The organism is Leptospira kobayashii (assembly GCF_003114835.2).
Lineage (GTDB): Bacteria > Spirochaetota > Leptospiria > Leptospirales > Leptospiraceae > Leptospira_A > Leptospira_A kobayashii.
In genome coordinates this window covers 1878629-1901668 of record NZ_AP025028.1, presented here as the reverse complement: position 1 = coordinate 1901668, position 23040 = coordinate 1878629, and the positions used below count along the sequence as shown (strand labels likewise).

At 41.2% G+C, this 23040-nt stretch carries 21 protein-coding genes; 13 read left to right on the top strand and 8 right to left on the bottom strand.

Annotated features, from left to right (window positions below; translation table 11 throughout):
• The first annotated feature begins 2 nt into the window (after positions 1 to 2).
• From DI077_RS08315 to ptsP, 4 genes are all read left to right on the top strand, one after another.
• Entirely contained in the window at positions 3 to 791 is a 789-nt protein-coding gene (locus tag DI077_RS08315; protein WP_109019693.1) for an ABC transporter ATP-binding protein, read from the top strand.
• 34 nt (positions 792 to 825) lie between these two features.
• A complete protein-coding gene (gene mce / locus DI077_RS08310) occupies positions 826 to 1599 on the top strand; it encodes a mammalian cell entry protein Mce (RefSeq protein ID WP_109019692.1) in 774 nt (257 codons plus the stop codon).
• A 251-nt stretch (positions 1600 to 1850) separates the two neighbouring features.
• Positions 1851 to 2756 (top strand): UDP-3-O-acyl-N-acetylglucosamine deacetylase, encoded by a 906-nt coding sequence (lpxC, locus tag DI077_RS08305; protein ID WP_109019968.1) that lies wholly within the window; start codon positions 1851 to 1853, stop codon positions 2754 to 2756.
• A gap of 64 nt (positions 2757 to 2820) precedes the next feature.
• Positions 2821 to 4551, top strand: coding sequence for a phosphoenolpyruvate--protein phosphotransferase (ptsP, locus tag DI077_RS08300; RefSeq protein WP_109019691.1), 1731 nt, complete (start codon positions 2821 to 2823; stop codon positions 4549 to 4551).
• 50 nt (positions 4552 to 4601) lie between these two features.
• On the opposite strand, the gene DI077_RS08295 is transcribed toward ptsP, so the two are convergent.
• Together DI077_RS08295 and DI077_RS08290 are read right to left on the bottom strand one after the other, a co-directional pair.
• Positions 4602 to 5906, bottom strand: a complete 1305-nt coding sequence (locus tag DI077_RS08295; RefSeq protein ID WP_109019690.1) for a peptide MFS transporter — start codon at positions 5904 to 5906, stop codon at positions 4602 to 4604.
• Entirely contained in the window at positions 5882 to 6442 is a 561-nt protein-coding gene (locus tag DI077_RS08290; RefSeq protein ID WP_109019689.1) for a cob(I)yrinic acid a,c-diamide adenosyltransferase, read from the bottom strand. The genes DI077_RS08295 and DI077_RS08290 overlap by 25 nt, the downstream gene beginning before the upstream one ends.
• Positions 6443 to 6672: 230 nt before the next feature.
• Between DI077_RS08290 and DI077_RS08285 the strand changes: the two genes are divergently transcribed.
• Entirely contained in the window at positions 6673 to 7521 is an 849-nt protein-coding gene (locus DI077_RS08285; RefSeq protein ID WP_109019967.1) for a flagellin N-terminal helical domain-containing protein, read from the top strand.
• Positions 7522 to 7625: 104 nt separating this feature from the next.
• Entirely contained in the window at positions 7626 to 8360 is a 735-nt protein-coding gene (locus tag DI077_RS08280) for an OmpA family protein (protein ID WP_109019688.1), read from the top strand.
• Positions 8361 to 8450: 90 nt separating this feature from the next.
• Here DI077_RS08280 and DI077_RS08275 read toward each other — a convergent pair whose 3' ends face one another.
• The gene (locus DI077_RS08275) at positions 8451 to 8768 is read right to left on the bottom strand and encodes a YbaB/EbfC family nucleoid-associated protein (RefSeq protein ID WP_109019687.1); all 318 of its coding nucleotides are present in this window, start codon (positions 8766 to 8768) and stop codon (positions 8451 to 8453) included.
• Between the two features lie 92 nt (positions 8769 to 8860).
• Here DI077_RS08275 and DI077_RS08270 point away from each other — a divergent pair, with 92 nt between their 5' ends.
• A complete protein-coding gene (locus tag DI077_RS08270) occupies positions 8861 to 10216 on the top strand; it encodes an ion transporter (protein WP_109019686.1) in 1356 nt (451 codons plus the stop codon).
• Here the strand turns inward: DI077_RS08270 and DI077_RS08265 are convergent.
• The gene (locus tag DI077_RS08265) at positions 10213 to 11169 is read right to left on the bottom strand and encodes an alpha/beta fold hydrolase (RefSeq protein ID WP_109019685.1); all 957 of its coding nucleotides are present in this window, start codon (positions 11167 to 11169) and stop codon (positions 10213 to 10215) included. The genes DI077_RS08270 and DI077_RS08265 overlap by 4 nt on opposite strands.
• 24 nt (positions 11170 to 11193) lie before the next feature.
• Positions 11194 to 12000 (bottom strand): ParA family protein, encoded by an 807-nt coding sequence (locus tag DI077_RS08260; protein WP_242935421.1) that lies wholly within the window; start codon positions 11998 to 12000, stop codon positions 11194 to 11196.
• Positions 12001 to 12059: 59 nt separating this feature from the next.
• Between DI077_RS08260 and DI077_RS08255 the strand changes: the two genes are divergently transcribed.
• Genes DI077_RS08255 through DI077_RS08245 form a run of 3 tightly spaced genes read left to right on the top strand, consistent with a single transcriptional unit; the run spans position 12060 to position 15847 of the window.
• The gene (locus DI077_RS08255) at positions 12060 to 12434 is read left to right on the top strand and encodes a YopX family protein (protein ID WP_109019684.1); all 375 of its coding nucleotides are present in this window, start codon (positions 12060 to 12062) and stop codon (positions 12432 to 12434) included.
• A 6-nt stretch (positions 12435 to 12440) separates the two neighbouring features.
• Complete coding sequence (locus DI077_RS08250; RefSeq protein ID WP_109019683.1) at positions 12441 to 13937, top strand: tetratricopeptide repeat protein; 1497 nt, start codon at positions 12441 to 12443, stop codon at positions 13935 to 13937.
• A gap of 35 nt (positions 13938 to 13972) precedes the next feature.
• On the top strand, positions 13973 to 15847 hold the full coding sequence (locus tag DI077_RS08245) for an AMP-dependent synthetase/ligase (protein ID WP_109019682.1): 1875 nt from the start codon (positions 13973 to 13975) through the stop codon (positions 15845 to 15847).
• A 17-nt stretch (positions 15848 to 15864) separates the two neighbouring features.
• Here the strand turns inward: DI077_RS08245 and pepN are convergent, their stop codons facing one another.
• Complete coding sequence (pepN, locus tag DI077_RS08240; protein ID WP_109019681.1) at positions 15865 to 18471, bottom strand: aminopeptidase N; 2607 nt, start codon at positions 18469 to 18471, stop codon at positions 15865 to 15867.
• Between the two features lie 43 nt (positions 18472 to 18514).
• Positions 18515 to 18784 carry an RNA recognition motif domain-containing protein gene (locus tag DI077_RS08235; protein WP_109019680.1) on the bottom strand — a complete coding sequence of 90 codons (270 nt, stop codon included), beginning with the start codon at positions 18782 to 18784 and terminating at the stop codon, positions 18515 to 18517.
• Positions 18785 to 18941: 157 nt separating this feature from the next.
• On the opposite strand from DI077_RS08235, the gene DI077_RS08230 reads away from it, so the two are divergent.
• Genes DI077_RS08230 through DI077_RS08220 form a run of 3 tightly spaced genes read left to right on the top strand, consistent with a single transcriptional unit; the run spans position 18942 to position 22058 of the window.
• A complete protein-coding gene (locus DI077_RS08230; protein ID WP_109019679.1) occupies positions 18942 to 20588 on the top strand; it encodes an EAL domain-containing response regulator in 1647 nt (548 codons plus the stop codon).
• Entirely contained in the window at positions 20585 to 21703 is a 1119-nt protein-coding gene (locus tag DI077_RS08225; protein WP_109019678.1) for a hypothetical protein, read from the top strand. The genes DI077_RS08230 and DI077_RS08225 overlap by 4 nt, the downstream gene beginning before the upstream one ends.
• A 55-nt stretch (positions 21704 to 21758) precedes the next feature.
• Positions 21759 to 22058 (top strand): YciI family protein, encoded by a 300-nt coding sequence (locus tag DI077_RS08220; protein ID WP_109019677.1) that lies wholly within the window; start codon positions 21759 to 21761, stop codon positions 22056 to 22058.
• A gap of 21 nt (positions 22059 to 22079) precedes the next feature.
• Here DI077_RS08220 and DI077_RS08215 read toward each other — a convergent pair whose 3' ends face one another.
• Positions 22080 to 22955, bottom strand: coding sequence for a LysR family transcriptional regulator (locus DI077_RS08215; protein ID WP_109019676.1), 876 nt, complete (start codon positions 22953 to 22955; stop codon positions 22080 to 22082).
• Positions 22956 to 23040 lie beyond the last annotated feature (85 nt).

Below are 23040 nucleotides of genomic sequence, written 5' to 3'. Positions count from 1 at the left end.
ATATGGATACTTTAGCAATTGAAATGCGGAATGTTCACAAGGCTTTCGGATCCAGAAAGATCCTGAAAGGAATGAATATAAAGGTAAAGAAGGGAGAAACAATGGTGATCCTAGGTCCTTCCGGAACGGGAAAATCAGTCAGTCTCAAACACCTAACAGGCCTTTTAGATCCGGACGAAGGAGAATGTTTTATCTTCGGAGAATCCATATCTCACGCAGAACCTAGAAAAAAGGAAAGTTTACGTTCCAAACTGGGAGTATTGTTTCAATCGGGGGCACTTATCAATTGGCTCACTGTTTATGAGAATGTAGCTCTTCCTTTGCGAGAGCATAAAATCGCGGAAGGAAAAGAGCTGGATGATATAGTAATGGAAAAACTTCGTTGGTTGGATTTGGTCCCTGCCAAAGATACTTTGCCCGGAGATATTTCGGGAGGTATGAAAAAAAGAGTCGGTCTTGCGAGAGCACTGACTTCCCGGCCGGAGATTGTGATGTACGACGAACCCACATCGGGACTCGATCCCGTCATGTCCAATGTGATCAATGATCTTGTGATTCGAATGCAAAAGGAATTGGGACTGACTAGCATCGTTGTGACTCATGATATGAGTTCCGCTTACCGGATTGCCGATCGGATTAGTTTTTTATACGAAGGTCAGGTATTGTACTGCGGAACTCCCAAAGAAATCCAGGAATCTCCCCACCCGGTCATCCAACAATTCATCAACGGAAGAACGGAAGGCCCGATGATCCTGGATCACTCGGAACTAAAGGCGGTGAAATCAAATTGACGTATCTACAGTTTCCGGCCGATCATTAAAGAAAATGTCAACCTTCGGACGCAGTATCATTGTAGGAATCTTGTTTGTATTTGCTTTCTTAACGATTGGTTATTTTACAATTGTTACGGAAGGCGGTCCTTTCCAAAAAGAAGGCTTTCGACTTTCCGTTTATTTCCCTGATGCGGAAGGGATCAAAGTGGGTGGAAAAGTAACCATCCACGGAGTTCCTTTCGGATATGTTTCCAAAATCCGGTTGGTGCAAATCGACGAAGAAGGAAATCTTTTGAAAGAAGGAGATGTGGGAATCGGTACAAAGGTGGAACTGACACTACTTCTCAAAGCACCTGTCCAACTTTTTGAAAATTACCAGATTACCATCAAAAACGAAAGTCTTTTGTCAGGAAGAGTCGTTTCTCTTGATCCGGGTTCCAAATTCGAAATCGATCCCAAAACAAAACAGTTCCAGATGGACGGACCAATTTATTCCCAAGTCACAGTTCAACCCAAAGGGAGTAGATTCCTTCCCATTCAGGGGAAAGTGACTCAAGATCCACTTGTATCCTTATCAGAACTGATTTCAGAAAATAGATCCGACATCCGCAAAACAGTCCAAAATATAGCGAGCATTACAGGCAAAATCAACCAAGGCCAGGGAACTCTGGGAAAGCTCATCAACGAAAGCGATGTTCACAAGTCGGTGAATACCACATTAGGTGATGCCCAAGTGGTTTTGAAAGAAATCCGGGAAGGTTTGGAGGATACAAGGGAACAAGCACCCGTTACAAGTTTCATCCGATCGGCGCTTTCCGCCTTTTGAGGTTAGGATTATGTCTGTTGCATCGATGAGACACTGTTGTAAAAATGAGACAGTTTCCAAGAGGACGTAGGGATTTCCCTAAGATTTTTACAGTTTTTCAGCCCTGATTTTCCTCCCAAGACTGCCTTTGTAGCCCATTTTAGGGCAAATTTAAGATTTTTTCGAAATATTGCCAATAACCTCTTATTGGCACGAAGTTTGCACTAAGGTATAGGAACAGATAGAGAGTTTTGGAAAAGAGAAGAGAAAATATGAATACGATCCATAGAAAAACGATAAAAGAATCCCTTACATTGAAAGGGATAGGATTACATTCCGGAAAAACAGTCACTCTCCGCTTGCACCCCGCTCCTGCTAACACAGGTCTGGTCTTCTTTCTTTACAGAGGAATCAGCAAAGTTCGGATTCCCATTTCTCTCGACCATGTAGTGGATACAAGCAACGCGACCACCATCGGAGACGGCAGTTCCAACCGGATCCAAACCATAGAACACTTACTGGCAGCAGTACATACTCTCGGAATCACAGATTGTATTTTGGAAATCGATGCGGTGGAAGTTCCCATTATGGACGGATCTTCTCTTCCTTTCTGGGAAGGAATCCGCTCTTCAGGAATCAAGGAATTGGAAGAAACCATCGAGCCGATCCGCATTTCCCATCCAATGTGGGTGGTAGACGGGGACAAATACCTAGTGATGCTTCCTTCCGACGAACTCAAAGTAACTTACAATATCGACTTCAACCACCCCCTCCTCAGAGGACAATCCTACACAACGAAATTAGATGAAAATATCCTGGGAGAAGACATTCTTCCTGCCCGTACATTCGGCTTTCTAAAGGACGTAGAGGCCCTCCAATCCCGCGGTTTGGCACTGGGTGGCTCTTTGGACAATGCAGTCGTTCTTACGGATGACGGATACCTGAACGAAAGCCTTCGTTACGAAAATGAATGCGTTCGCCACAAAATCCTGGATTTAGTAGGAGACTTGGCAGTGATGGGAAGGCCTTTTTTGGGTCATTTGATCGCATCCAAAGCCGGCCATGCACTGGATATTTCCCTGGCTAAATGCATTATGAGCAAAGTAACAGGGGATGAGCTCACCAGTTTCAAAAGCAAACGAGTTCCCCTATTCTCCAAAAGCGAAGTGGCTCAGTAATTATTAGTTTTTTTCTTTTCAACTGAGTCCTCATTAGGGATAGTTCTGCCAAGGCGATAAGACCATGGTAGAAGAGAAGGTTATATTCAAAGGAATCTCCGCCTATTCCGGTGTAGTTTACGGAAAAGTCTATAAATGGCGCCCTCCCCGAAAGAAAAAAGAGGAACGCACCGACCTCTCTCCCAAGGAAATAAAACAAGAATTAGATCTTTTCAAACAAAGTTTGGAAAAAACGGAAGCGGAGCTTACCTCTCTTATCTACAATCATTCCCATGATCCGGCCCAAAGGGAATTGGTAGAAATCCTCGAATCCCAGGTGGTATTTTTCAATGATCCCCTATTTCGTGCCCGTGTCGTGGAAAGGATCACTCAAGGAAAAGAAAGCGCTAATCTCGCCTTAGAAACAGCCGTTAGTTCTTTATACGAAGAATTCCAAGCCATCCCGGACGAATTTTTCAGAGAAAGAGCGGATCATATTCTGGATATAGGCAAAAGACTAGCCGCTAATCTGGAAGCCGAAAAACCACCGGATGCGAATGCCAACCTGCCGGACCATATCATCCTCGTCGCAAAAGAAATCACTCCTTCGGAGATGATTACCATAGACAAAAGCAAAATCAAGGGAATTGCAACGGATTACGGCGGTAAGACGGGCCATATGGCGATCATTGCCCGTAATTTCGGAATACCTACCATCGTTGGGTTAAAAAACATCACCTCGCACGTGGATGACGAAGATTATGTTTTGTTAGACGCATCCAAAGGAATTCTCAACAGATTTCCCAGTTTATCGGAAATCAAACTCCACGGATTACAAAGTCAATTCAATGCTTCCGTTCAGATAGAGGAAAAAAAAGAATTAAAAACCAAAGATGGAATTCGTTTTTCCATTAAGGTCAATGTTGATTCCGCGGAAGAAGTTCAGACGGCTTTCGATAAAGGCGCCGTAGGGATCGGACTTGTCAGAACCGAAATTTTATTTATCAATTATACGGATCATAAACCTACGGAAGAAGAACAATTTTCCGCATACAAACAGATATTAGTTTCTATGGATCAGATGCCGGTTACCTTTCGAGTTTGGGATATAGGCGCCGATAAAATGGAGAACGGTTATGAGGAAGCGAATCCTTTTCTAGGGAGCAGAGGAATTCGTTATCTACTACGTCATCCTCATTTTTTCAAAGAACAGATTCGCGCTCTACTTCGCGCCAGTGAATACGGAACCATGCATGTCATGTTGCCTATGATCACTACTCTTACGGAAGTATTGGAAGCAAAATCGCTTTGGCAGGAATGTATCCTCGAACTGAAAGAAGAAGGGATCGAGATCACCAAACAAATCCCTCTAGGAATCATGGTGGAAACCCCGGCTTGTGCTTTGAATCTTCCTTTTATCGGAAAGTATGTTGATTTTTACAGTGTTGGAACCAATGATCTATTGCAATACCTTCTCGCAGTGGAAAGAAATAACCACGTTGTAAACGATTTATATAATCCTTGGCATGTTGTATTTTTACTTCTTTTAAAAAATATTGCGGATGTGGCAAAGTCCCAACGCAAACCCATTTCCATATGCGGAGAGATTGCAAGTGATCCTATGTTTACCGCAGTCCTGATGGGACTAGGATTTAGAGATCTATCCTGCGCCGTTCCTTTGATGCAAAAAGTAAGGGCGAAAATTGCCGAAACTTCCACTTGGAAATCAAAACTGCTCGCAGAACAAGTATTAGAGCTCGCAGGAGAAGAAAAATACCAGGAGATCGAAGAGCTGGTTGGTAAAACTTCCGGGTAAAACCGGCTTCCCAAAAACCGGTAGATAAAATCGAAATCCCGTCTTTTCCGTCAGTCTTTCTGCAACCAATCTTTCAATACAAACCAAAGACAGAATAACAATGCTCCCGCTCCCCAAGATGTAATTACGAAAAAAAGATAAAAATGGAAAGGCTCCGCAAATTGTTTCACATAACCGGACAAATACCCTGCAAAATAATGACCCACTGCATTGGATAAAAACCAAATACCCATAAGCATACTTACGTACTTCACAGGAGCGGTTTTGCTAACGAAAGAAAGTCCGACCGGAGATAAAAACAATTCGCTCACTGTATTCCAGAAATAGGCACCGAATAAAAACCACACACCTGCAAGAACTCCCGTACTTACGATCTTGGAAGCCCAAACCATTATCAGAAATCCAAGCCCTAAAAAAAACAGACTGAATGTAAATTTCAAAATAGGATCCGGATCCATTTTCTTTTCTGAAAGTTTTTTCCAAAGATAGGCGAAAATCGGACCGAGGGTCAGGATCAGAAGAGGATTGATCGATTGAAAGAATGAAGCGGGAATTTCATATTGAAAGAAGGTTCTATCCGTATGTCTGTCTGCGAACAAATTGAGCGAAGATCCCATTTGTTCGAACGCCATCCAAAAGAAAATACTGAAAAAAGATAAGATAACAATCAGTCCGATCCGTTTTTGTACATTACGATCGTTTTCTTTTGTTAGCCGGGCAACTTCTTCCGATTCCAATCTTTGTTCCGGGTCTTGCAACCAAACGGATTCCGGCAATTTCCGAGATCCGAAATAAAATACCGCAATGCCGATCGCCATTCCGATCCCCGCAGCACCAAACCCGTAATGCCAATCTACTTTTTCTCCCAGACTTCCGCAGACTATGGGACCGAGAAGTCCTCCTAAATTGATTCCCATATAAAAAATGGTAAAACCGCTGTCCCGAAGTCCCGGCTTTTCTTTGTACAATTTTCCCACAAGAGTGGACATATTCGGTTTGAAAAAACCGTTTCCAAATATGATGAGCCCCAGTCCCAGATAAAAAAAATTGAGATTCGGCACAGCCAAACTCAAGTGCCCGAGTAACATCAAAAAGGAACCTGTATAGATCGCTTTTTTATAACCCCAATATTTATCGGCAATATATCCCCCCAAAACAGGAGTTAGGTACACTAAGCTCGTATAAAGCCCGTAAACTTGCCCCGCATCTTCGTCTGAAAAATGCAGTTCTTTGACAAGATAAAGTACGAGTAAGGCTCGCATCCCGTAATAGCTCATCCGCTCCCACATCTCCGTGAGAAAAAGCGAAGGCAAACCTTTGGGATGTTTGTCTATGGTTTGGTTCTGGATTTCCATGTAGTTTCCGAAACTCCTTCCGCCTGATTTGCAAATCGTGCCGCAGTAAAAAAGTAGTCGGACAATCGGTTGAGATAGGTGCGAATGGACTGGGAAACATTTCCCCCCGATTCTATATAACGAATCACATCTCTTTCCAATCTACGGCTAACAGTGCGGGCAATATGCAATGCGGAAGCAAGTTCCGTACCACCGGGTAGAACAAAATTTTTAAGAGGAACCAAGCTTTCGGTTAGTCGGTCGATTTCGGATTCCAATGAAACGATATCTTCTTCTTTGATAATGGATTCTGTTTGGCCTTTGGGAATGTATCCCGCAAGTTCCGAGCCCACTTCAAACAGAAGATGTTGGATTTCGGAAAGCACTTCCGTAAATTTCGGATCTTTCAACTTACAGAATGTAAGAGCGAGCCCTAAAAAAGAATTCAATTCGTCGCAAGTTCCATACAGTTCCACTCTTCCGTCCGTCTTGGGAACCCGAATCCCCGAGGCAAGATAGGTCTGTCCTGCATCGCCTGCTTTCGTATAGATTTTCAAAATTATTATCTCTATCCTTGCAAATTTTCTTTACAGACACAGATTGAAGGAGCTATATTAGAAGGGAAAGGCAAAATTCATTGGGTCTACGAGGAAGGCAACCCTCGCCCCATACCGAAGTACAAATTCTTTTACCATGGGTGGAAGATTTTGTACTAGCGGACTTGGGTTTTTCTTTTCTCCGCCTGTAGGGAAACAAGCGGGTCATGTACACACAGGAGGGTGTGACAATGATTATCAATCACAACGTAAGTGCGCTCGTCGCAAGGCGTTCGCTTCACAATACCAACCGAGACATGGACAAGTCCATGGAGCGTTTATCGACCGGAATGAGAATCAATCGTCCGGGCGATGATGCTCCTGGTTTTGCCGTTTCGGAAAGACTCAGAACACAAATCAGAGGACTCGGCCAAGCGGAAAGAAATGCCCAAGACGGACTTTCTTTTTTACAAGTGACGGAAGGCTCTCTGGAACAAGTCAATTCCATTCTGCAAAGACTTCGTGAATTGTCAGTCCAATCATCTAACGGGATCTATTCGAACGAAGATAGAAAGCTAGTTCAATTGGAAGTATCCCAGTTAGTCGAAGAGGTGGAACGAATCGGAAACACTTCCGAATTCAATAAAATCCGCCCGTTGGACGGAAGATTTTCCCACGCAGGAAAATCCCCCATGTCACTTCAAGTAGGCTCCAATGCGGGTGAGAAGGTGGAGATATTCATCAATACGATGAATAGTTCTTCCTTAAAATTAAAGACAGGTGGAACAAAACTAGCACTCTCAACACCGGAGAAAGCGAATAACTCTCTTCTGGTGCTTGACGATGCCATTTCCAAAGTAAACCGTATGCGTTCGGATCTAGGTGCTTATTACAACCGCCTGGATATGACTTTGAAATCCTTGGGAAACAATTATGTAAATATTGTTTCTTCGGAATCTCAAGTCCGCGATGCGGATATGGCATTGGAAGTTGTGGAGTTCACCAAAAATCAAATTCTCACCAAGTCCGGTGTCGCCATGCTTGCTCAAGCAAACACTAGACCCGAACAAGTGGTGAAACTACTGACGGACAGGTACTAGTCCCGGAAGGGGGAGTTTTTCCCCCTTCTCCCAGAAATCCTCTTGCTCTTTTAAAGACATATGAAGGAATTTATTTTTAATCACTCTCATTCTAGGAGAATCCCTTGAAACAAATTACCGCAGCGATTGCATCGCTATCCTTACTCTTTTCCGTATCTTGTTCTTTATCCGACAACGCGAAAAGACTTATTCTCAGCACCTCCATCGGTTGTGGCGTAGGTCTTGCATTAGGTGCCGTTTATGACGAAGCACAACGAAAAAAAGACAGCAAAAACACAAAAAACAATTTCCAAAAACAAATCAAACAAGCTCTTACTTTAGAAAAGAAAAAACCACAAAACAAAGGTAAGATTATCGGGCTAGGCGCAGGTTGCCTTGCAGGTCTTGGAACCGGTTTTTATCTCAATACTATGTACGATAACATGAACGAGCAACTTTCCAAAGAAGGAATCAAATTGGAAAAAGTAGCCGGTGCGGACGGAGAAACGGAAGCACTTCTAGTTAAGATGGACGGGGGAATTTCCTTCGAAGACGGAAAAGCGGATCTAAAAGGCAAAGGAAAGGAAAATCTTGATAAGTTGGCGGAAGCACTCGCAGCTTACCCTGAAACAAAAATCAATATCGCAGGCCATGCTAACAAAACAGGTCCTGAAGATACCAACTTGAAACTTTCTCAAAACAGAGCTGAGACAGCAAAAGATGCAATCACCGGAAGCGGGATTGAATCCAAAAGAATCGGTTCCGTTCAGGGATTCGGTTCTTCCAAACCGGCAGCAGGTTTGAAACCGGAAGACGGTGCGAACCGCCGTGTAGAAGTGGAAATTCTTTCCGCAGGTTAATTCTCTCGAATCATTCTCCTAGCCCGAAAGAGCTAGGAGTTTATCATTTGAAAAATCAGATGCGAAATCTGTCTTATTTTTGATTTTCTCTTAGAGACCTAGTCCCGGAAAACCGCCCATAGCCTGCATTTGTTTGGCAGCACCCGCTTGCGCATCTTGCATCGCTTTCGAGAATGCTTCTTGGAAAGATTTTTCCAAAAGGTTTTTGTCTTTTTTTTCAATCAATTCATCTTCGATGTTTACCGCTTTCAAATTGAATTTTCCATCCAATGTGACGGAAAGTAGTTTGTTTTTGGAAACTCCCACAAAATTCAAACTTTGAAGTTCCTTCTCCATGGTTTTCACCTGAGAACGCATCTTCTTCATTTGTTTCATCATCTCGAATTTATTGCCACCGCCACCGAACATAATTACCTCTTTAGAACAATACCTTTCATAAAATTGCCCCCCAAGGTTCTTTGCAATTGAAAAACGGCAATGAAAAAGTCGATACTTAAATCATGATCCATCCTGATAAACCCTGGAAAAGAATTTGGGATCTAATTACATTCTGCGCCACTACTTACTTTGCCATCGAAGTTCCTCTTCGAATCGTATTTGATTATAAAATCGGCACGCAAATCGCCCTCTATGAAAGGATCATTCAAATTCTTTTCGGAATTGATATAATACTCAATTTTTTCACCGGATACTTTCAGGAAAGGACTCTGATTACCAAAAGAAAACTCATAGCGAAAAGGTATTTAAGTTCCTGGTTTATCATCGATTTTTGTTCAGCCTTTCCATTTGATATATTCGGCCAGTTCTTTTATTCCTACTTTGGTCTAACGGATAGTTTGCGGGTACTACGGCTTGCCCGATCGGTGAAAGTATTCGAATTATTCAAGTCCCTTAGAATGTTATCTATGGGAGAAAGAGATGATTATCAATATAAAGTTTTGGAAGTTTTGAGTCCCGTTACGTTTCGTTTGGCTTTTTTTGTTTACTGGACTTCCCTATTTGCGCATTGGGTGGCCTGCGGATGGATTCACCTGAATCCCGGTTTTCTGAAAAACAGCGATAATATTACTCGCTATATCAGATCACTTTATTGGTCGGTAACCACTCTAACTACGATCGGTTACGGAGATATCACTCCCACAAGCAACGAACAAACGGTTTATACTATGGGTGTAATGATCGTAGGAGTCGGAATCTACGGTTATGTAATCGGTAATATTTCCACTATTTTATCAACCATTGATATTTCTAGAATTGCATTTCAAGAAAAATTGAACTCGATCAATTCGTTTTTAAAATACAAAAAACTCCCCAGTCACTTGTCCAATCGGATCAGATCCTATTATTTCAACCTTTGGGAAAACAAACATGGAGTAGACGAAGATGATATTTGGGAAGATTTGCCGGTCGGAATCAAAGCGGATGTGAGTTTTTATTTGCACGAGAAACTCATCGATTCGGTTCCGTTTTTCAAAGAAAAAAGTGAAGAACTGAAAAGAGAAGTGGCAATCGAATTGAAACCGGTTTTGTTTATGAAAGGAGATTGGATCTATCGCGAAGGTGATTTTCCGAACAATATGTATTTTATTGCCAAAGGGCAAGTAGAAATCTATCAGGAAAATACGAAGACAGTCATCGCCACATTGAATGAGGGAAGTTTTTTCGGAGAAACGGATTTATTCGAAAGAACAGAAAGGAAACTCTCGGCAAAGGCAATCCAATTTTGCGATCTATACATCTTGGATTTCGAGAGCCTGGATAGAATTTTGAAACACCATCCCGAGGAAAAAGTCAAAACTTTAAAACCAAAGAAATCCGCAAAAGTCAAAAAAAAATCATCGAAAAACAAACGTTAATAGGAATCTTCCAAAAAGGAAACCATCTCCCGATCCAAAACGGGACAATCCTCGATGATGAACTGATAGTGATTGTATTCATGCAAAGTCAATCCGCGCGCATTCGGTATTTCTTTCAAAATTCTGGAATACGACGGATCGGGCAACATCTCGTCTCCGTATTTCAGATTGGCCCGCATAGCCCTTACAACCAATGTAGGTGCTGAAACGGAAGCATAGGGAAGATGATTGTTCTTTTTCATTTTTAAGAAAAAATCGATGGGATGTAGAAATAAGCCCAAAAGTAAACCCTTGTTCGTAAGACTTCCCCCCAAGGAGTTGAGTTCCGCTTCCATCACATAAAGGGGAATATTGCACTCCAAGCCGCCTACCCCGTCCCGGAATCTTCCTGAAAGTTCATAATCAAACATCTGTTCTATTTTCTTATTCCAGGAAGTCAAAAACGGTGAATCCGCGATCTCTTTGAAGTATTCTTCCTTGGAAGTGAAAAAACGTCCCATCCGACTGAGAGAAAGTCGAACCATATTCAAGTTTCTTAATTTTCGAGAAACAGGTTGGATGCCCGCTCCATCCAGGAGAATTAATTTCGAAAGTCTTTCCCCTGCCAACTTTGCAAAGGCAAGAGATACCCAGGCTCCTAAGGAATGGGCAACGATTCGAATCCGACCGAGGCCTAATAAATCGATTGCTGCAAGTAAATCTTTCGCATGTACTTCCGCATCATATATGCCTCGGGGTTTGTCACTTCTTCCCCTGCCCCTCAGATCGTAACTGTAGATATCACAATCTAGCACTTGTAATACGTCAGCCAGCCGGTTCATAAATTGGAGATTTCCGGATAAGCCGTGAATGAGCACAATAGGATCTGATTTTTTTTTGCCTTCGTATTTTCGAAAACGAAGAGTAACCCCGTTTACTACCATATCAAATTCTGAAATATTACTTTTTTTCATAAGACGAATCGCTCGGATGCCGGATCAACCGGAGAAAGGAAAAATACTTTCAGGATCAATGAGTTTGATCACTTCGTCCGCCAAAATATCAAACGCATGCCAGGGATTGGAACCTTTCTTTAAAAATTCGTTTTTTTCCGTTTTGGTTTTGATGGACTCTGATTTGGGAATTTCGTTGAGAGTGGGAATTTCCTCTATGGTTTTCAGTCTTTCCAAAATATCTCTGTGTTTTTTGGATGCCCCGAAAAGACAAGGAAGGAATGCCGATTTTTTTTTGGCGCTGAATAAAGACTCCGTTTGAGCAATTTCATCTAACAATAGATTGACGGCTCGGATCGCCCATTTGCTGGGTGTAACCGGAATCAAAACCAACTGTGCGACATAGAGTGCGCTTGTGAGTTCGTATTTTGCAGAACCCGGTGTATCGATCACAACATATTCGTATTTTGATTTTACGGATTCCAAAGCCTTCTTCAGTTGTTGGGATAGAAAAAAAGAATCGGAAGCGATTCTTACCAACTTGGACAGTGTCAATGTGGAAGGAATGATATCGATCCCTTTGCCGGGAATAATGACTTCCGAAACGGAAGATTTTCCAAGCAAAAGAGTCATTATGTTTTTATCTTCGATGGAATCGGGGGAAAGGTTCGGTAGAAAGAAGTCCGTCAGATCGGCTTGCATATCCATATCGATCACTAAGGTCTTTCCCCTACGGGAAAGTGATTCGCTCAAATGGATCGCAGTTGTAGATTTTGCACTTCCTCCCTTTATATTGGAAACCGTTACCACCTTCATACCTACCGAATCTAAATGGAAGTCCTGATTTACCAAGAAATTTTTTGAAATTTCCTTGGTCTTCTATTCGGGTGTAAAAATATTTGTAATCAGATATGGCTTACGACATCAAATTCAGAGTCTGGGACAAACAGTCCAAAGAATTTTCCTCAAAAGGTTATGCAATCACTTTGGAAGGTAAATTACTCCGGTTTGGCCAACCTGTGCAAAACGAGGAAAACTTCATTTTGCATGCGTTTACAGGGCTTAAGGACAAATACGACAAGGAATTGTATGAAGAAGACATCATTGAACATACGATCGCCAAAGGCGGAAATCTAACTCAGGAAATCGGAGTGATTCGTTATAACAATAATCATGCGGCATTCTATTTGGATGATACTTTGCCTCTGCTTCAGTTGTTTTCCATCCGCAAAATCGGAAATCCTTACGAAAACCCGATTTTGTTCGATCTTTATAATAAAAAATAAATAACATTGAAATGGTTTCTATTTCCCCATTATAGAAACATATTTCTGTTTCTCATACTTGGAGTTTTTACCCTTCCCTTAACCGCACTTTCCCTGGAAGAAATCTGGGTCTCCGTAAAAGAAGCAAAAGAATATTATTCTCTCAGTGACAAATCTCCGAAACGTTTCGAATTGAGTTTGGGAGATGACCGTCCTCAGTATCTGACCAAAGAAGTAACCAACCATGAAATTTTCAGCTTCTGCCAAAGGTTTTTGGAAAAATACCACGGAAATTTTGCAGTTCCGAAATTAAGATCCGACATACGTTACTCTCTGAACGATGCTTACGGAGATATCACATTACAAATATTATCCGGCAAAAACATATTTTCCTGTTTTTCCAAACTTGCGGAAGACCAGCCTTATATTCGAATTGATTTCCAGATTGATAAAAAAAACCTAAAGCCGTTTCGATGGGATTACTTCGACAAAACGGGAAATCTTTTTTTTTCCGAAGAAGACGAATCCAGAAACGGAAAAAAAGACAGTTTCACCCGTTTCGAATCCAAAGCTTGTCCCAAAGAAATTACAAAGGATCGAAATGGAATCGGTGGGATCGATGAATGGTGGCATTATGACAAATGTTATTTAAGTAAAATCGAATATGATGAAAATGAAAACGGATACAAGGAAAGAACATGCCATTTTGATTTCGGAAAACCGAAATATTGCGAAGGCATAGGAGAAAAGGAAGAGTCCGATGCTAAACTTGCCTTACAATCCGGAAATCTTGACTTGGCATCCGCACTTTACAAAAGGGCTTTGGAAGAATTGAAAAAAGAATTTGCAAAACCTTCTTCAAGATCCTGCTCACTTCTCAAAGATATCGCCTCAATCGATTACCAACGAAAAGATTATTCCTCCTTTGCACATTCCCTCGATGAATTTTTAAATATCTCCATTTGCGAAACATCTTCGCTGGAAATTTTAGTCTACAAAGGATATTACCAACTCTATATTTCCGCAAACTATAAAGAGGCGAAAAAAACATATAAAGAAGCCGCAAAAATCTACTTCCGGGAAAAAGGAGAAGAAAATCCGGAATTGGTTTTGAACCTGGCCTATTCCCAATTTCAAGACAAGGATCCTCTTTCCTGTTTGACCAGCTTAGAAAGATTAGGCGAGAAAAGGTTACCGGACAGTGCGCGGTTTTATTTTTATTATTACCGTGCATCTTGCAATCTTTCCGCCGGCAAAGACGGTTTAGCCATTTCCGATCTGAGAAAGTCGAGAGAGATAGGAACGGAAAAAGAATATTATGCAGTCATACTTTTCAAACTGGCACTTAGTCATTACCGGTTGCAAAAGAAATCGGAAGGAAAAGTATTTTTGGAACAATGTTTCTCCTTCGATCCAGAAATGATCCCCCTGGCGGAAAAAGAATCCGCATTCTCGGAATACTTTCTGAGTCCCGAAGGACAGAAGATAAAAATAAAATATTACTTGAATAGAGAACAGAAATGAAAACACTTCTCTGGAAGAACGGAGCTCCTTAAGAAATGAAAAATTTTACAACCCTGAATGACGTATTTTATTATGCTAAAAAAAACTACGGATCGAAAGAGATTTTTTTTGCCAAAGACAGCCAGAAAGTTTTTCAGGGAACAACGTTTAATGATGCATTTCGAAAAGCGGAAAACGTAGGACTCGCGCTTCTACAACTTGGTTTGCAACCCGGTGACAAAGTCGGCCTTATGGCCGACAACCGTACGGAATGGGCAATCGCCGATATGGCAGTACTTTTGAACGGTTCAGTGGACGTTCCCAGAGGTTCCGATTCCACTCCACAGGAAATTCAATATATTTTAGAACATTCGGAAAGCCGTTTTTGTTTCGTGGAACATGACAAACTCTACCAATCCTTAAAAGCAATTCTTCCGCAAACGAAAGTGGAAAAAACAATCATACTTGAGCCTGGATTTGTTTCCAAAGACCCGAATGTTTTCAGTTTGGAAGATCTGATAAAAAAAGGAGAAGATTACAGAAGCAACCTTCCTTCTCTGGAACTCAGAGCAAAACAAGTCAAACCTGACGATTTATTTACCATCATCTATACCTCGGGAACTACGGGAATGCCGAAAGGAGTTATGCTCACCCACCAGAATATGGTTTATAATGTGGTGAAAGTTCCGGTTAAGGTCGGTTTATCGGCGGGCGACAAAACTCTATCCATCCTTCCGGTTTGGCATATCTTCGAAAGAGCCATCGACTATTCCATCATTGCGGAAGGAGCAAGCATTGCTTATACGAATGTGCGCGACCTAAGAGATGATTTTACGAAAATAAAACCGACTTTTATGGCATCTGCTCCGAGACTTTGGGAAAATCTATACCTTGGCATCAAACAAAAGTTAGAGAAAGCTCCCGAAAACAGAAAGAAACTTTTTGATTTTGCTTATGACGTTTGCAAACGTTGGAAGGACGGAGTGGATTATCTTTCCGGAAACAAATTGCATATCCAGGAAGAAACTCCTTTCGAAAGAGCGAAAAACACTGCGGTTGCACTTACCAATTCGATCAACCTGTTCCTTTTGGCAAAAATTTTAGACGGAGTCGTATTCTCTAAAATTAGAGAAGCCTTGGGAGGAAATCTTCATGGAACGATTTCCGGAGGAGGAGCACTTCCTTCTCACGTAGACGAGTTTTTCAACGTGATCGGAATTCCAGTGTATGAAGGTTACGGAATGACGGAATGTGCACCTATCATCTCCGTCCGTTCCGTAGGGAAAGTGATCCAAGGTTCCGTAGGTTTTTGGCCGGAAGGAACCACCGTAAAAATCCTCAACGAACAGGGAGAAGTTGTTCCCAGAGGAAAGATGGGGATCATTCATATAAAAGGTCCTCAAGTCATGAAGGGTTATTATAAGAACGAAGAAGCCACGAACAAAACGATCAAAGACGGATGGTTGAATACAGGCGACCTAGGTTTCATTTCCTTCAATGATACACTTTCCGTTCGGGGAAGAGTCAAAGATACGATCGTTCTACTCGGCGGGGAAAACGTGGAACCCGTACCGATTGAAAATCTACTTCTGGAAAATCCGCACATCAATCAGGCAATTGTGGTGGGACAGGATCAAAAATCACTGACTGCATTGATTTGGCCGGATAAGGAAAGATTAAAGGAAGCGGGAGTGAATTTCAAAGAAGGAGAGGATCTGAATGCGAACAAAGAAGTCCGCAACTTCTATCAGAACATTGTAAAAAAACAAATCTCTTCCGAAAACGGATTCAAGTCCTTTGAAAAACTCACGGACTTCCGATTTTTACCAAAGCCGATGGAAGTGGGAGATGAACTTACAAACCTTTTCAAAATGAAAAGGAATGTAATTCACGATAAATACAACTCACTCATCAAAAGTATGTATAACTAAAATCACACTTCTACATTTCATAGCCCCCATCCTTTTCTTATGGTTGTGACAATCTCAGTCACTTCCCTGGAAAGCTGGGGGATCTTTAACAAATTTTCCAAAACTTCAGCAGCAATTGTAGGTCTTTGTCCTGTCTGTAACCAAGCATTCTGAAATAGCTTTGTAAGGTTTGCTGCAATCTGAGGATTGATGGAATTCAATTTTTCGATCGACTCGCCTAAGAATCGATATCCGCTTCCGTCCGCTTTGTGAAAAGAGAGCGGGTTGCGTGCAAAAGATCCGATGAGAGAACGAACCCGATTGGGATTCGACCAATTGAATTTTTCATGATCTTTCAATCGTCTTACCGTTTCCAATGCCTCTGTTCCGAACCCAACCTGTGCCGCGAACCAATAATCCAATACCAAAGGTTCCGATTTCCATTTTTCGTAAAACATAGCGAAACTTTCCGCCTTCAACTCATGGTTCATTTCACTTAACAAGCGCACTATGGAAAGTTCTTCACTCATATGTTTGGCATCTCTTTGTTTTTGCAGTGCCAAACCTCCCAAACGGTTCAAACTGTTTTTAGAATGAAACAGATAGTACAAAGAAGTGTTTTGCAATCTCCTTTTCCCAATTTCGGTTCTGGTTTGTGTAGGCAAACTGATTCGATTTTCTTCATAAATTTCCTGAAAATTGGTTACGAACCTATCTGCAATGGTTGCAAGCCATAGGTTTCTGTTTTTCTCTATGATTTCATAATCAAACACCTGCAAGGACTCGGCTAAATTTCCGATGGAAGGAAAACTCAATAGGTAACTGAGATAATCTTTAGCCAGATTCTTTCGATCGGATAGGGTGTTCTCAATGACTTGTAAAACTTCCGGCATTTTTGTTATTTCTTTTCCTTCGAGGCTAGACTCAAAACATTGTTTGATCACTTCCTGAAGTGCAAAAAACCGAGAGAATCCGTCTTTTTCCTGTTTGGCGAGAAAAACGATATCCTCCCTACTTCTGTCGAACTTTACCTTTACGGGAGCGGAAAAATTCCGAAACACGGATGCGATCGGCTTTTGCAGGAAACCATCCCAGTTGATTTCGGATTTGAATCCTTTTGCGATAAACAACTCTTCTTTTAAAACGGTTCCGTCTGCATCGAATAAGGCGATCGGAATCGGGAACAAAAGGGGAAGATTCGTTTTGTCCGTATCCGTAAATTCCAGAGAATAAGTCCCCGTATTTTCATTCCAATCTTCGGAAACTTCTATATTCGGTGTTCCTTTCCGATCATACCAATTACGAAACATAGGAAGTTCCAATTGATTTGCTTCTTCCATGGAATGAATGAATTCTTCGTAAGTGACTCCCTGCCCGTCATAACGATTCAGATAGTTTTTCAGTCCTTTTTTAAAACCTTCCCTTCCCAAGATCACGGATAACATCCGAATCACTTCAGCACCTTTTTCATAAACGGTAACTGTATAAAAATTATTCATCTCCACATAGGATTTCGGTACGATCGGATGAGACATCGGTCCTGCATCTTCCGGAAACTGATGATCCATAAGAAGTGTAACATCTTTGATTCGTTTTACGGCAGGATCCGTTTTGTCTTCTGTAAACCATTGGTCCCGAAATACGGTAAGGCCTTCCTTTAGAGTGAGATTGAACCAGTTTCGAAGAGTGACTCTATTTCCGGTGTAATTATGAAAATACTCATGAGCTACGACACCGAGTATGGATTCGAATGTTTCATCCGTTGCCGATTTTTTATCTGCGAGTACAAGCTTGGAATTGAATAGATTCAATCCTTTGTTTTCCATCGCCCCCATATTGAAATCGTCTACAGCAACGATCATATAAAGATCCAAATCGTATTCCAAACCGAAAGTCTCCTCGTCCCAACGCATCGCCTCTTTCAAAGAATACATCGCGAATTCGGTTTTATCCTGATTCCCCTTGTCTACAAAAATCTTTAATACAATTTCTCTACCGGATAACGTAGTATAGGTGCTTCTTATTTCCGCCAAGTCCCCTGCCACGATGGCAAATAAATACGTAGGTTTAGGGAAAGGATCTTCCCAAATCACTTCCTGTTTTCCGCCGTGAATTTCTTTGGTTTCTATATGATTCCCATTGGAAAGAAGTATGGGGAAATATTCTTTGTCCCCCACAAGACTTACCGAAAACCGGATCATATTGTCAGGCCTGTCAACCGAGTATGTGATCTTACGAAATCCTTCAGGTTCGTTCTGGGTGCAAAGCATGGAATTGGATTGGTACAGTCCCTCAAGTCCGGTATTTCGTTTGGGGGAAATTTTATTTTCAACTACCAGTTGAAATTGATTCCGAGGGGGGTCGCTAAGAGTTAACCCTTCTTTTGAAATCTGATAAGCGCCAGGATCGCAAATCGCTCCGTCCACTCGTAAGGACAAGAACTCCAATCCCTCTCCATTTAAAAATAAAGGAGGCAAACTTTTGCCATTTTGGTCGGAATTTAGACAAACTTCGTATTCAGTTCGAACGATCGTGTTCTCAGTATCCAAATCAAAACGGATATGGGCTTTTGGAGTTAACCAAACAGGGGGAGAATAGTCTTCGATATAATTGACTTTAAAAGAGGAAGGAGAGGGAGATTGCATCTCTCCCTCTGTAAAGAATTAGGGATTAGAAGAAAAGAGAATTTTAAAACTGTTTCTCTTTTCTTTTGTCCTCGGCAAAAGTGACTTTCAAATTCCGCCCGTCCACCTCCTGGCCGTTCATTTGTGCCACTGCTTGTTCAGCTGCTTCATTGTTTGCGTAAGTAATAAATGCAAAACCTCTGAAGTTTCCCGTTTCTCTATCATACACCATCTTTAGGTCTTGGATTGCACCATAAACGGAGAAGATTTGTCTGATACTTTCTTCCTTAAGGGAAAACTTCATATTGCCAACGTAGATTTTCTTAGAACTCATTCCTGTCCTCGTAAACGATAAGATGCTCCAGGTCGGTCTGACAGGAACGGGATAGACTAAATCCCATCTATTAAAAATGTCAATCTTAAATATTTCTTGCCAATTTGCAAAATTGCTTCAGGGTATTTTACTCACAGCCCGTTTAAGGATTTAATCTTTGGAAGAAAAACGATATATCATCTGCATTGACGACGAATTCTTCATTCTCTGGAATTTAAAAGAACAACTGAAAAAAGTCTTTGGCAATGATTTTACGATAGAAACGGCGGAAAGCGCGGAATCGGCGAAAGAAATCATAGCGGAAATCAATGAAGCGGGAGAGGACATACCAGTCGTTATATGTGACCAGGTGATGCCGGGGCAAAAAGGGGACGAATTTTTAATCGAACTCCAAACCACAAACCCCAACACAAAAAAGATCATGTTAACCGGCCAAGCCCCTGCTCAGGCTGTGGGAAATGCCCTCAATCACGGTTGTTTGTACAGATATCTCGCAAAACCATGGGATGCGAACGATCTGGAACTTACCATAAAACAGGCAATAGATTCCTTTTACACAGACAAATCCTTGGAACAAAAAAATAAGGAATTGGAAAAATCCTTATTCTTCAACCCGGAAACAGATTTTCCCAATTTTGAAAGCCTCATTAGGGTTTTGTCAAAACCGGACAAAACGTTCCAAAATGTCTCCATTGTTCTGATCAAAATCGTTTCCTACCCCAATATCATCAAAAACTTCGGAATTGAAATCTACCGTAAAATCGTATCGAGATTCCTTAGGATGTTATCGACTCATTTGAAAGATGAGGCAAAAGTGTATCATCTCTATGAAGATGAGTTGGCGATTCTTTCTGAAAACTCGGAAACGGATCTTATCGGTAGTGTGGAAGCATTCCGTCTACTGATCAAATCCGACGATATTATTCTGGATGAAGTGAGTTTCCATCTGCATTGTTATTTCTCTTCCGCTGTAGGAAGAGAGGACGCCTATTACAAAGCAAAGCTTGCTTTGTTCAAAGCGGAATCCACTAATTCCATCGAATTTGTGCCTTATAATGACGATTTATCAACCGATCATCATTTGCAAAATTTTCAACTCAGCCAAAAGATAACAAGAGCGATCCATGAAAAGAATATAGTCCCCTTTTTCCAAGGAATTAGGGATAACAAAACCCAAACGATCACCAAATTCGAATGTTTGGCAAGAATCAGAGACAAAAACAACTTTTTAGTTCCTGCGGTATTTTTGGATCTCGCAAAGTCCACAGGTTCGATTCGAATGATCGGCTTACAAATGATAGATGAGTCTATGAATTATTTCAAAGACAAAACATTCGAATTTTCGATCAACCTGACGGAAGCGGAACTTGAATATAAAAGTTTCAGCAAATGGGTCGCAGCAAGATTAGCTCATTATAAAATGGCCGCCAGTCGTATCACATTCGAGATTTTGGAAGATATTAGTTTTTCTGAAAACAAAAACAGCGTCAATACCATCCGGGAACTGAAATCGATCGGTTGTCAGATTGCAATCGACGACTTCGGTGTGCAATATTCCAATTTATCCAGGTTACTTGAAATCGATCCGGATTATATAAAAATCGACGGACAATTTATACGCGAGCTTCCTCACAATCAAACAGCCGCTTTGTTGGTAAAAGGGATCGTAGATTTGGCCCATGGGATCGGTGCCAGAGTTGTCGCTGAATTTGTTTCCTCCCAAGAAATCCAAAACACAATCGAATCTATGGGAATTGAATTTTCACAAGGTTACTTATTTATGGAGCCGTCTCAAAACTTATGAAAGAAAAACTTCATTTTCCGGACCATCGGTCCGGTTCGGGAACATTTCCTAAATTTATTCTGATAGTGATCCTATTTACCACTATTTTTAGTTTCTTCGGATTCGGTTTTGTAGCACTCGACGATATAGAATTCGATCCTATTTTCCTTTTCATCTTCCTACCGGTTTTTATCGCATTCTCTATCATTCCTATCCTGCTTATCTATAGGTTCGTTTCCACTTCTAAAAAAACGACAATCGATCCTGCAACACAGACCATTGAATTTTGGGAAGGGAAAAAACAAACAAGTGCAATTCGTTTTTCGGAACTCCAATCCTTTTTGCAAAGCAGATATACTTATACCGTTAAGACTAAAAACGGTTCCAGAACAGTCACAGTTTATACAGTTACTTCTCCCGAGGCACCTAATATCGTTTTTGCGGAATCTACCAATCCGATATTGGCTCGTAATTTTGCAGAGACCTTCGCAAAGACATTGCGGGTCCCGCTCACAAACGAACAAGGGAATAAAAGAGACACTCATGAATTGGATCTACCTTTTTATAAAAGGCCGAATCCGGAGTTTGATGCGTTTTCTGTTCCGGAATTCAAACAAGAATCCTGTTTGGTATGGGAAGAACGTGACGGATCGTATTATTTGACTTCCACTTATAATCCCGCATTTTTCAAATGGCTCGGCACATCCATAAGTATAGTATCCTTTATCGTTTTAAATCTGGTATTCGGTTCCATATTGGAGTTGAACGTGTTTTATTGGGAAAGTTTTCCTCCGGATTTCTGGCAATTGGCATTTTTGGGCGGAACCTTTTTGATTGCAACATTTCCGATCACTTACGTGTATTTCAAAGGCATGAGGAAAAAGGAAATCATTCTATCGAAAGACAAGATCATTTCTCCTTCCGGTTCCATAGAGTATGATAAAATAGAAGAGATTTATCAGGAGAACGGAGATATTGTTTGCATTGGGGATCATGTACATTTGAGAATCTCGCTTTTCTTTTTTTGTGATAACGAAAATTATGAATCTGTAAAAAAAGCGCTTATCTACGGGATTACAATGCATACACAAGGAAAAGGCGGCACCGGTTCCGCTCGTTTTACAACCGAGTTCTAAAGAATTTACTTCTATCCGTTTTCAGGTTTTAAAGGCTGACATTACAGAGAAATTTATGAAACAATTTGTAGTTCTTTTACGTTATTTAGTACCATTGGAGACTGTAGAAAAATTCGTAACAGTCCACAGGGAATATCTTTCTACAGGCTATTCGAAAAAACTATTACTTGCCACCGGGCCGCAAAACCCTCGTTCGGGGGGAGTTTTACTGGCAAGGGCCACAACGAGGGAAGAAGTTCAAAAATTTTGCGACCAAGATCCGTTTTGCATCGAAGGCGTTGCGGAATACCAAATCATCGAATGGGTTCCGGTTAAATGGTTACCTGAATTCGAATCCTGGAAAGACGGAAAGTAAAAGATACTCACTTTCAAAAGTTCATAAATTCGAAACGGAATTGAGAATTTCTTTTGCAAGTAAAACCAAGCTCGGCCTGGGATTTTTTCTATAACAAACATAGAACTTTCTTTCTGTAAAGAGTTCCGGGATTTGAATCTGTTTTAGCTTTTCATTCAAAGAATACTTGGAAATAAAACCGATCCCGAGTCCCGCTTCCACCGACTTGATCACGGATTCCACACTTCTAAGTTCCATAGCGATCTGAGGTTTAAAATCCAACTTCAAAGATCTTAACTTTTGTTCTACGGCTCTTCTCACTGCGGATGCAGGGTGAAAAACGATAAACGATTCTTTTTTCAAATCACTGATACCATTTTTTTTCTTATTAAAAATAGGATGATTTTTAGCGGCAACGGGAATGATCGTATCCGATAAAAATTCATGACTGATCAAATTGGTTTCCATTGTTTTGCCGGTTAAAATCCCTATGTCCACTTTGCCGCCGATCACCAATTCCTTTGTTTCCCCTGCATCCCCTTCTATTACGGAAAGTGAAAGATCGGGGTGGTCTTTTCGGATTTGTTTGATAATCATAGGAAGAATCCATGCGGACACGGTTCCTCCTGCTGAGATGGAAAAATTTCCCTTGATATCCTTCTCAAAACTTTTCATCCCTTCTTCGCATTCCCGCCAAACTTCCCGCATACGCTCAGCATAAGTTCTGAAGATCTCTCCTTTGTAAGTGAGTTTGACTTGCCTCGGTCCCCTCTCCAAAAGGCTTTCCCCGAACTCCCTTTCCAAAAGGGCGACTTGCGACGACAGGGCCGGTTGTGTCAGTCCCAAGGAATCCGCAGCTCTTTGAAAACTCCCCCGGTCGACGATCTCCAAAAAATAACGAACTTGTCTGAATTCCATAAACCCTCTATATCAAGATATATAAGTTTTACTTATACATTATATCAATCCTATTTATTTGCATTATACAAGAAAAGAAGTTATA

Coding starts and splice junctions, on each gene's coding strand:
- DI077_RS08215 (WP_109019676.1), bottom strand. CDS start 22,955: ATGGAATTCAGACAAGTTCGTTATTTTTTGGAGATCGTCGACCGGGGG.
- DI077_RS08315 (WP_109019693.1), top strand. CDS start 3: ATGGATACTTTAGCAATTGAAATGCGGAATGTTCACAAGGCTTTCGGA.
- DI077_RS08285 (WP_109019967.1), top strand. CDS start 6,673: ATGATTATCAATCACAACGTAAGTGCGCTCGTCGCAAGGCGTTCGCTT.
- DI077_RS08245 (WP_109019682.1), top strand. CDS start 13,973: ATGAAAAATTTTACAACCCTGAATGACGTATTTTATTATGCTAAAAAA.
- DI077_RS08225 (WP_109019678.1), top strand. CDS start 20,585: ATGAAAGAAAAACTTCATTTTCCGGACCATCGGTCCGGTTCGGGAACA.
- mce (WP_109019692.1), top strand. CDS start 826: ATGTCAACCTTCGGACGCAGTATCATTGTAGGAATCTTGTTTGTATTT.
- DI077_RS08265 (WP_109019685.1), bottom strand. CDS start 11,169: ATGAAAAAAAGTAATATTTCAGAATTTGATATGGTAGTAAACGGGGTT.
- pepN (WP_109019681.1), bottom strand. CDS start 18,471: ATGCAATCTCCCTCTCCTTCCTCTTTTAAAGTCAATTATATCGAAGAC.
- DI077_RS08255 (WP_109019684.1), top strand. CDS start 12,060: ATGGCTTACGACATCAAATTCAGAGTCTGGGACAAACAGTCCAAAGAA.
- lpxC (WP_109019968.1), top strand. CDS start 1,851: ATGAATACGATCCATAGAAAAACGATAAAAGAATCCCTTACATTGAAA.
- DI077_RS08275 (WP_109019687.1), bottom strand. CDS start 8,768: ATGTTCGGTGGCGGTGGCAATAAATTCGAGATGATGAAACAAATGAAG.
- ptsP (WP_109019691.1), top strand. CDS start 2,821: ATGGTAGAAGAGAAGGTTATATTCAAAGGAATCTCCGCCTATTCCGGT.
- DI077_RS08295 (WP_109019690.1), bottom strand. CDS start 5,906: ATGGAAATCCAGAACCAAACCATAGACAAACATCCCAAAGGTTTGCCT.
- DI077_RS08220 (WP_109019677.1), top strand. CDS start 21,759: ATGAAACAATTTGTAGTTCTTTTACGTTATTTAGTACCATTGGAGACT.
- DI077_RS08235 (WP_109019680.1), bottom strand. CDS start 18,784: ATGAGTTCTAAGAAAATCTACGTTGGCAATATGAAGTTTTCCCTTAAG.
- DI077_RS08270 (WP_109019686.1), top strand. CDS start 8,861: ATGATCCATCCTGATAAACCCTGGAAAAGAATTTGGGATCTAATTACA.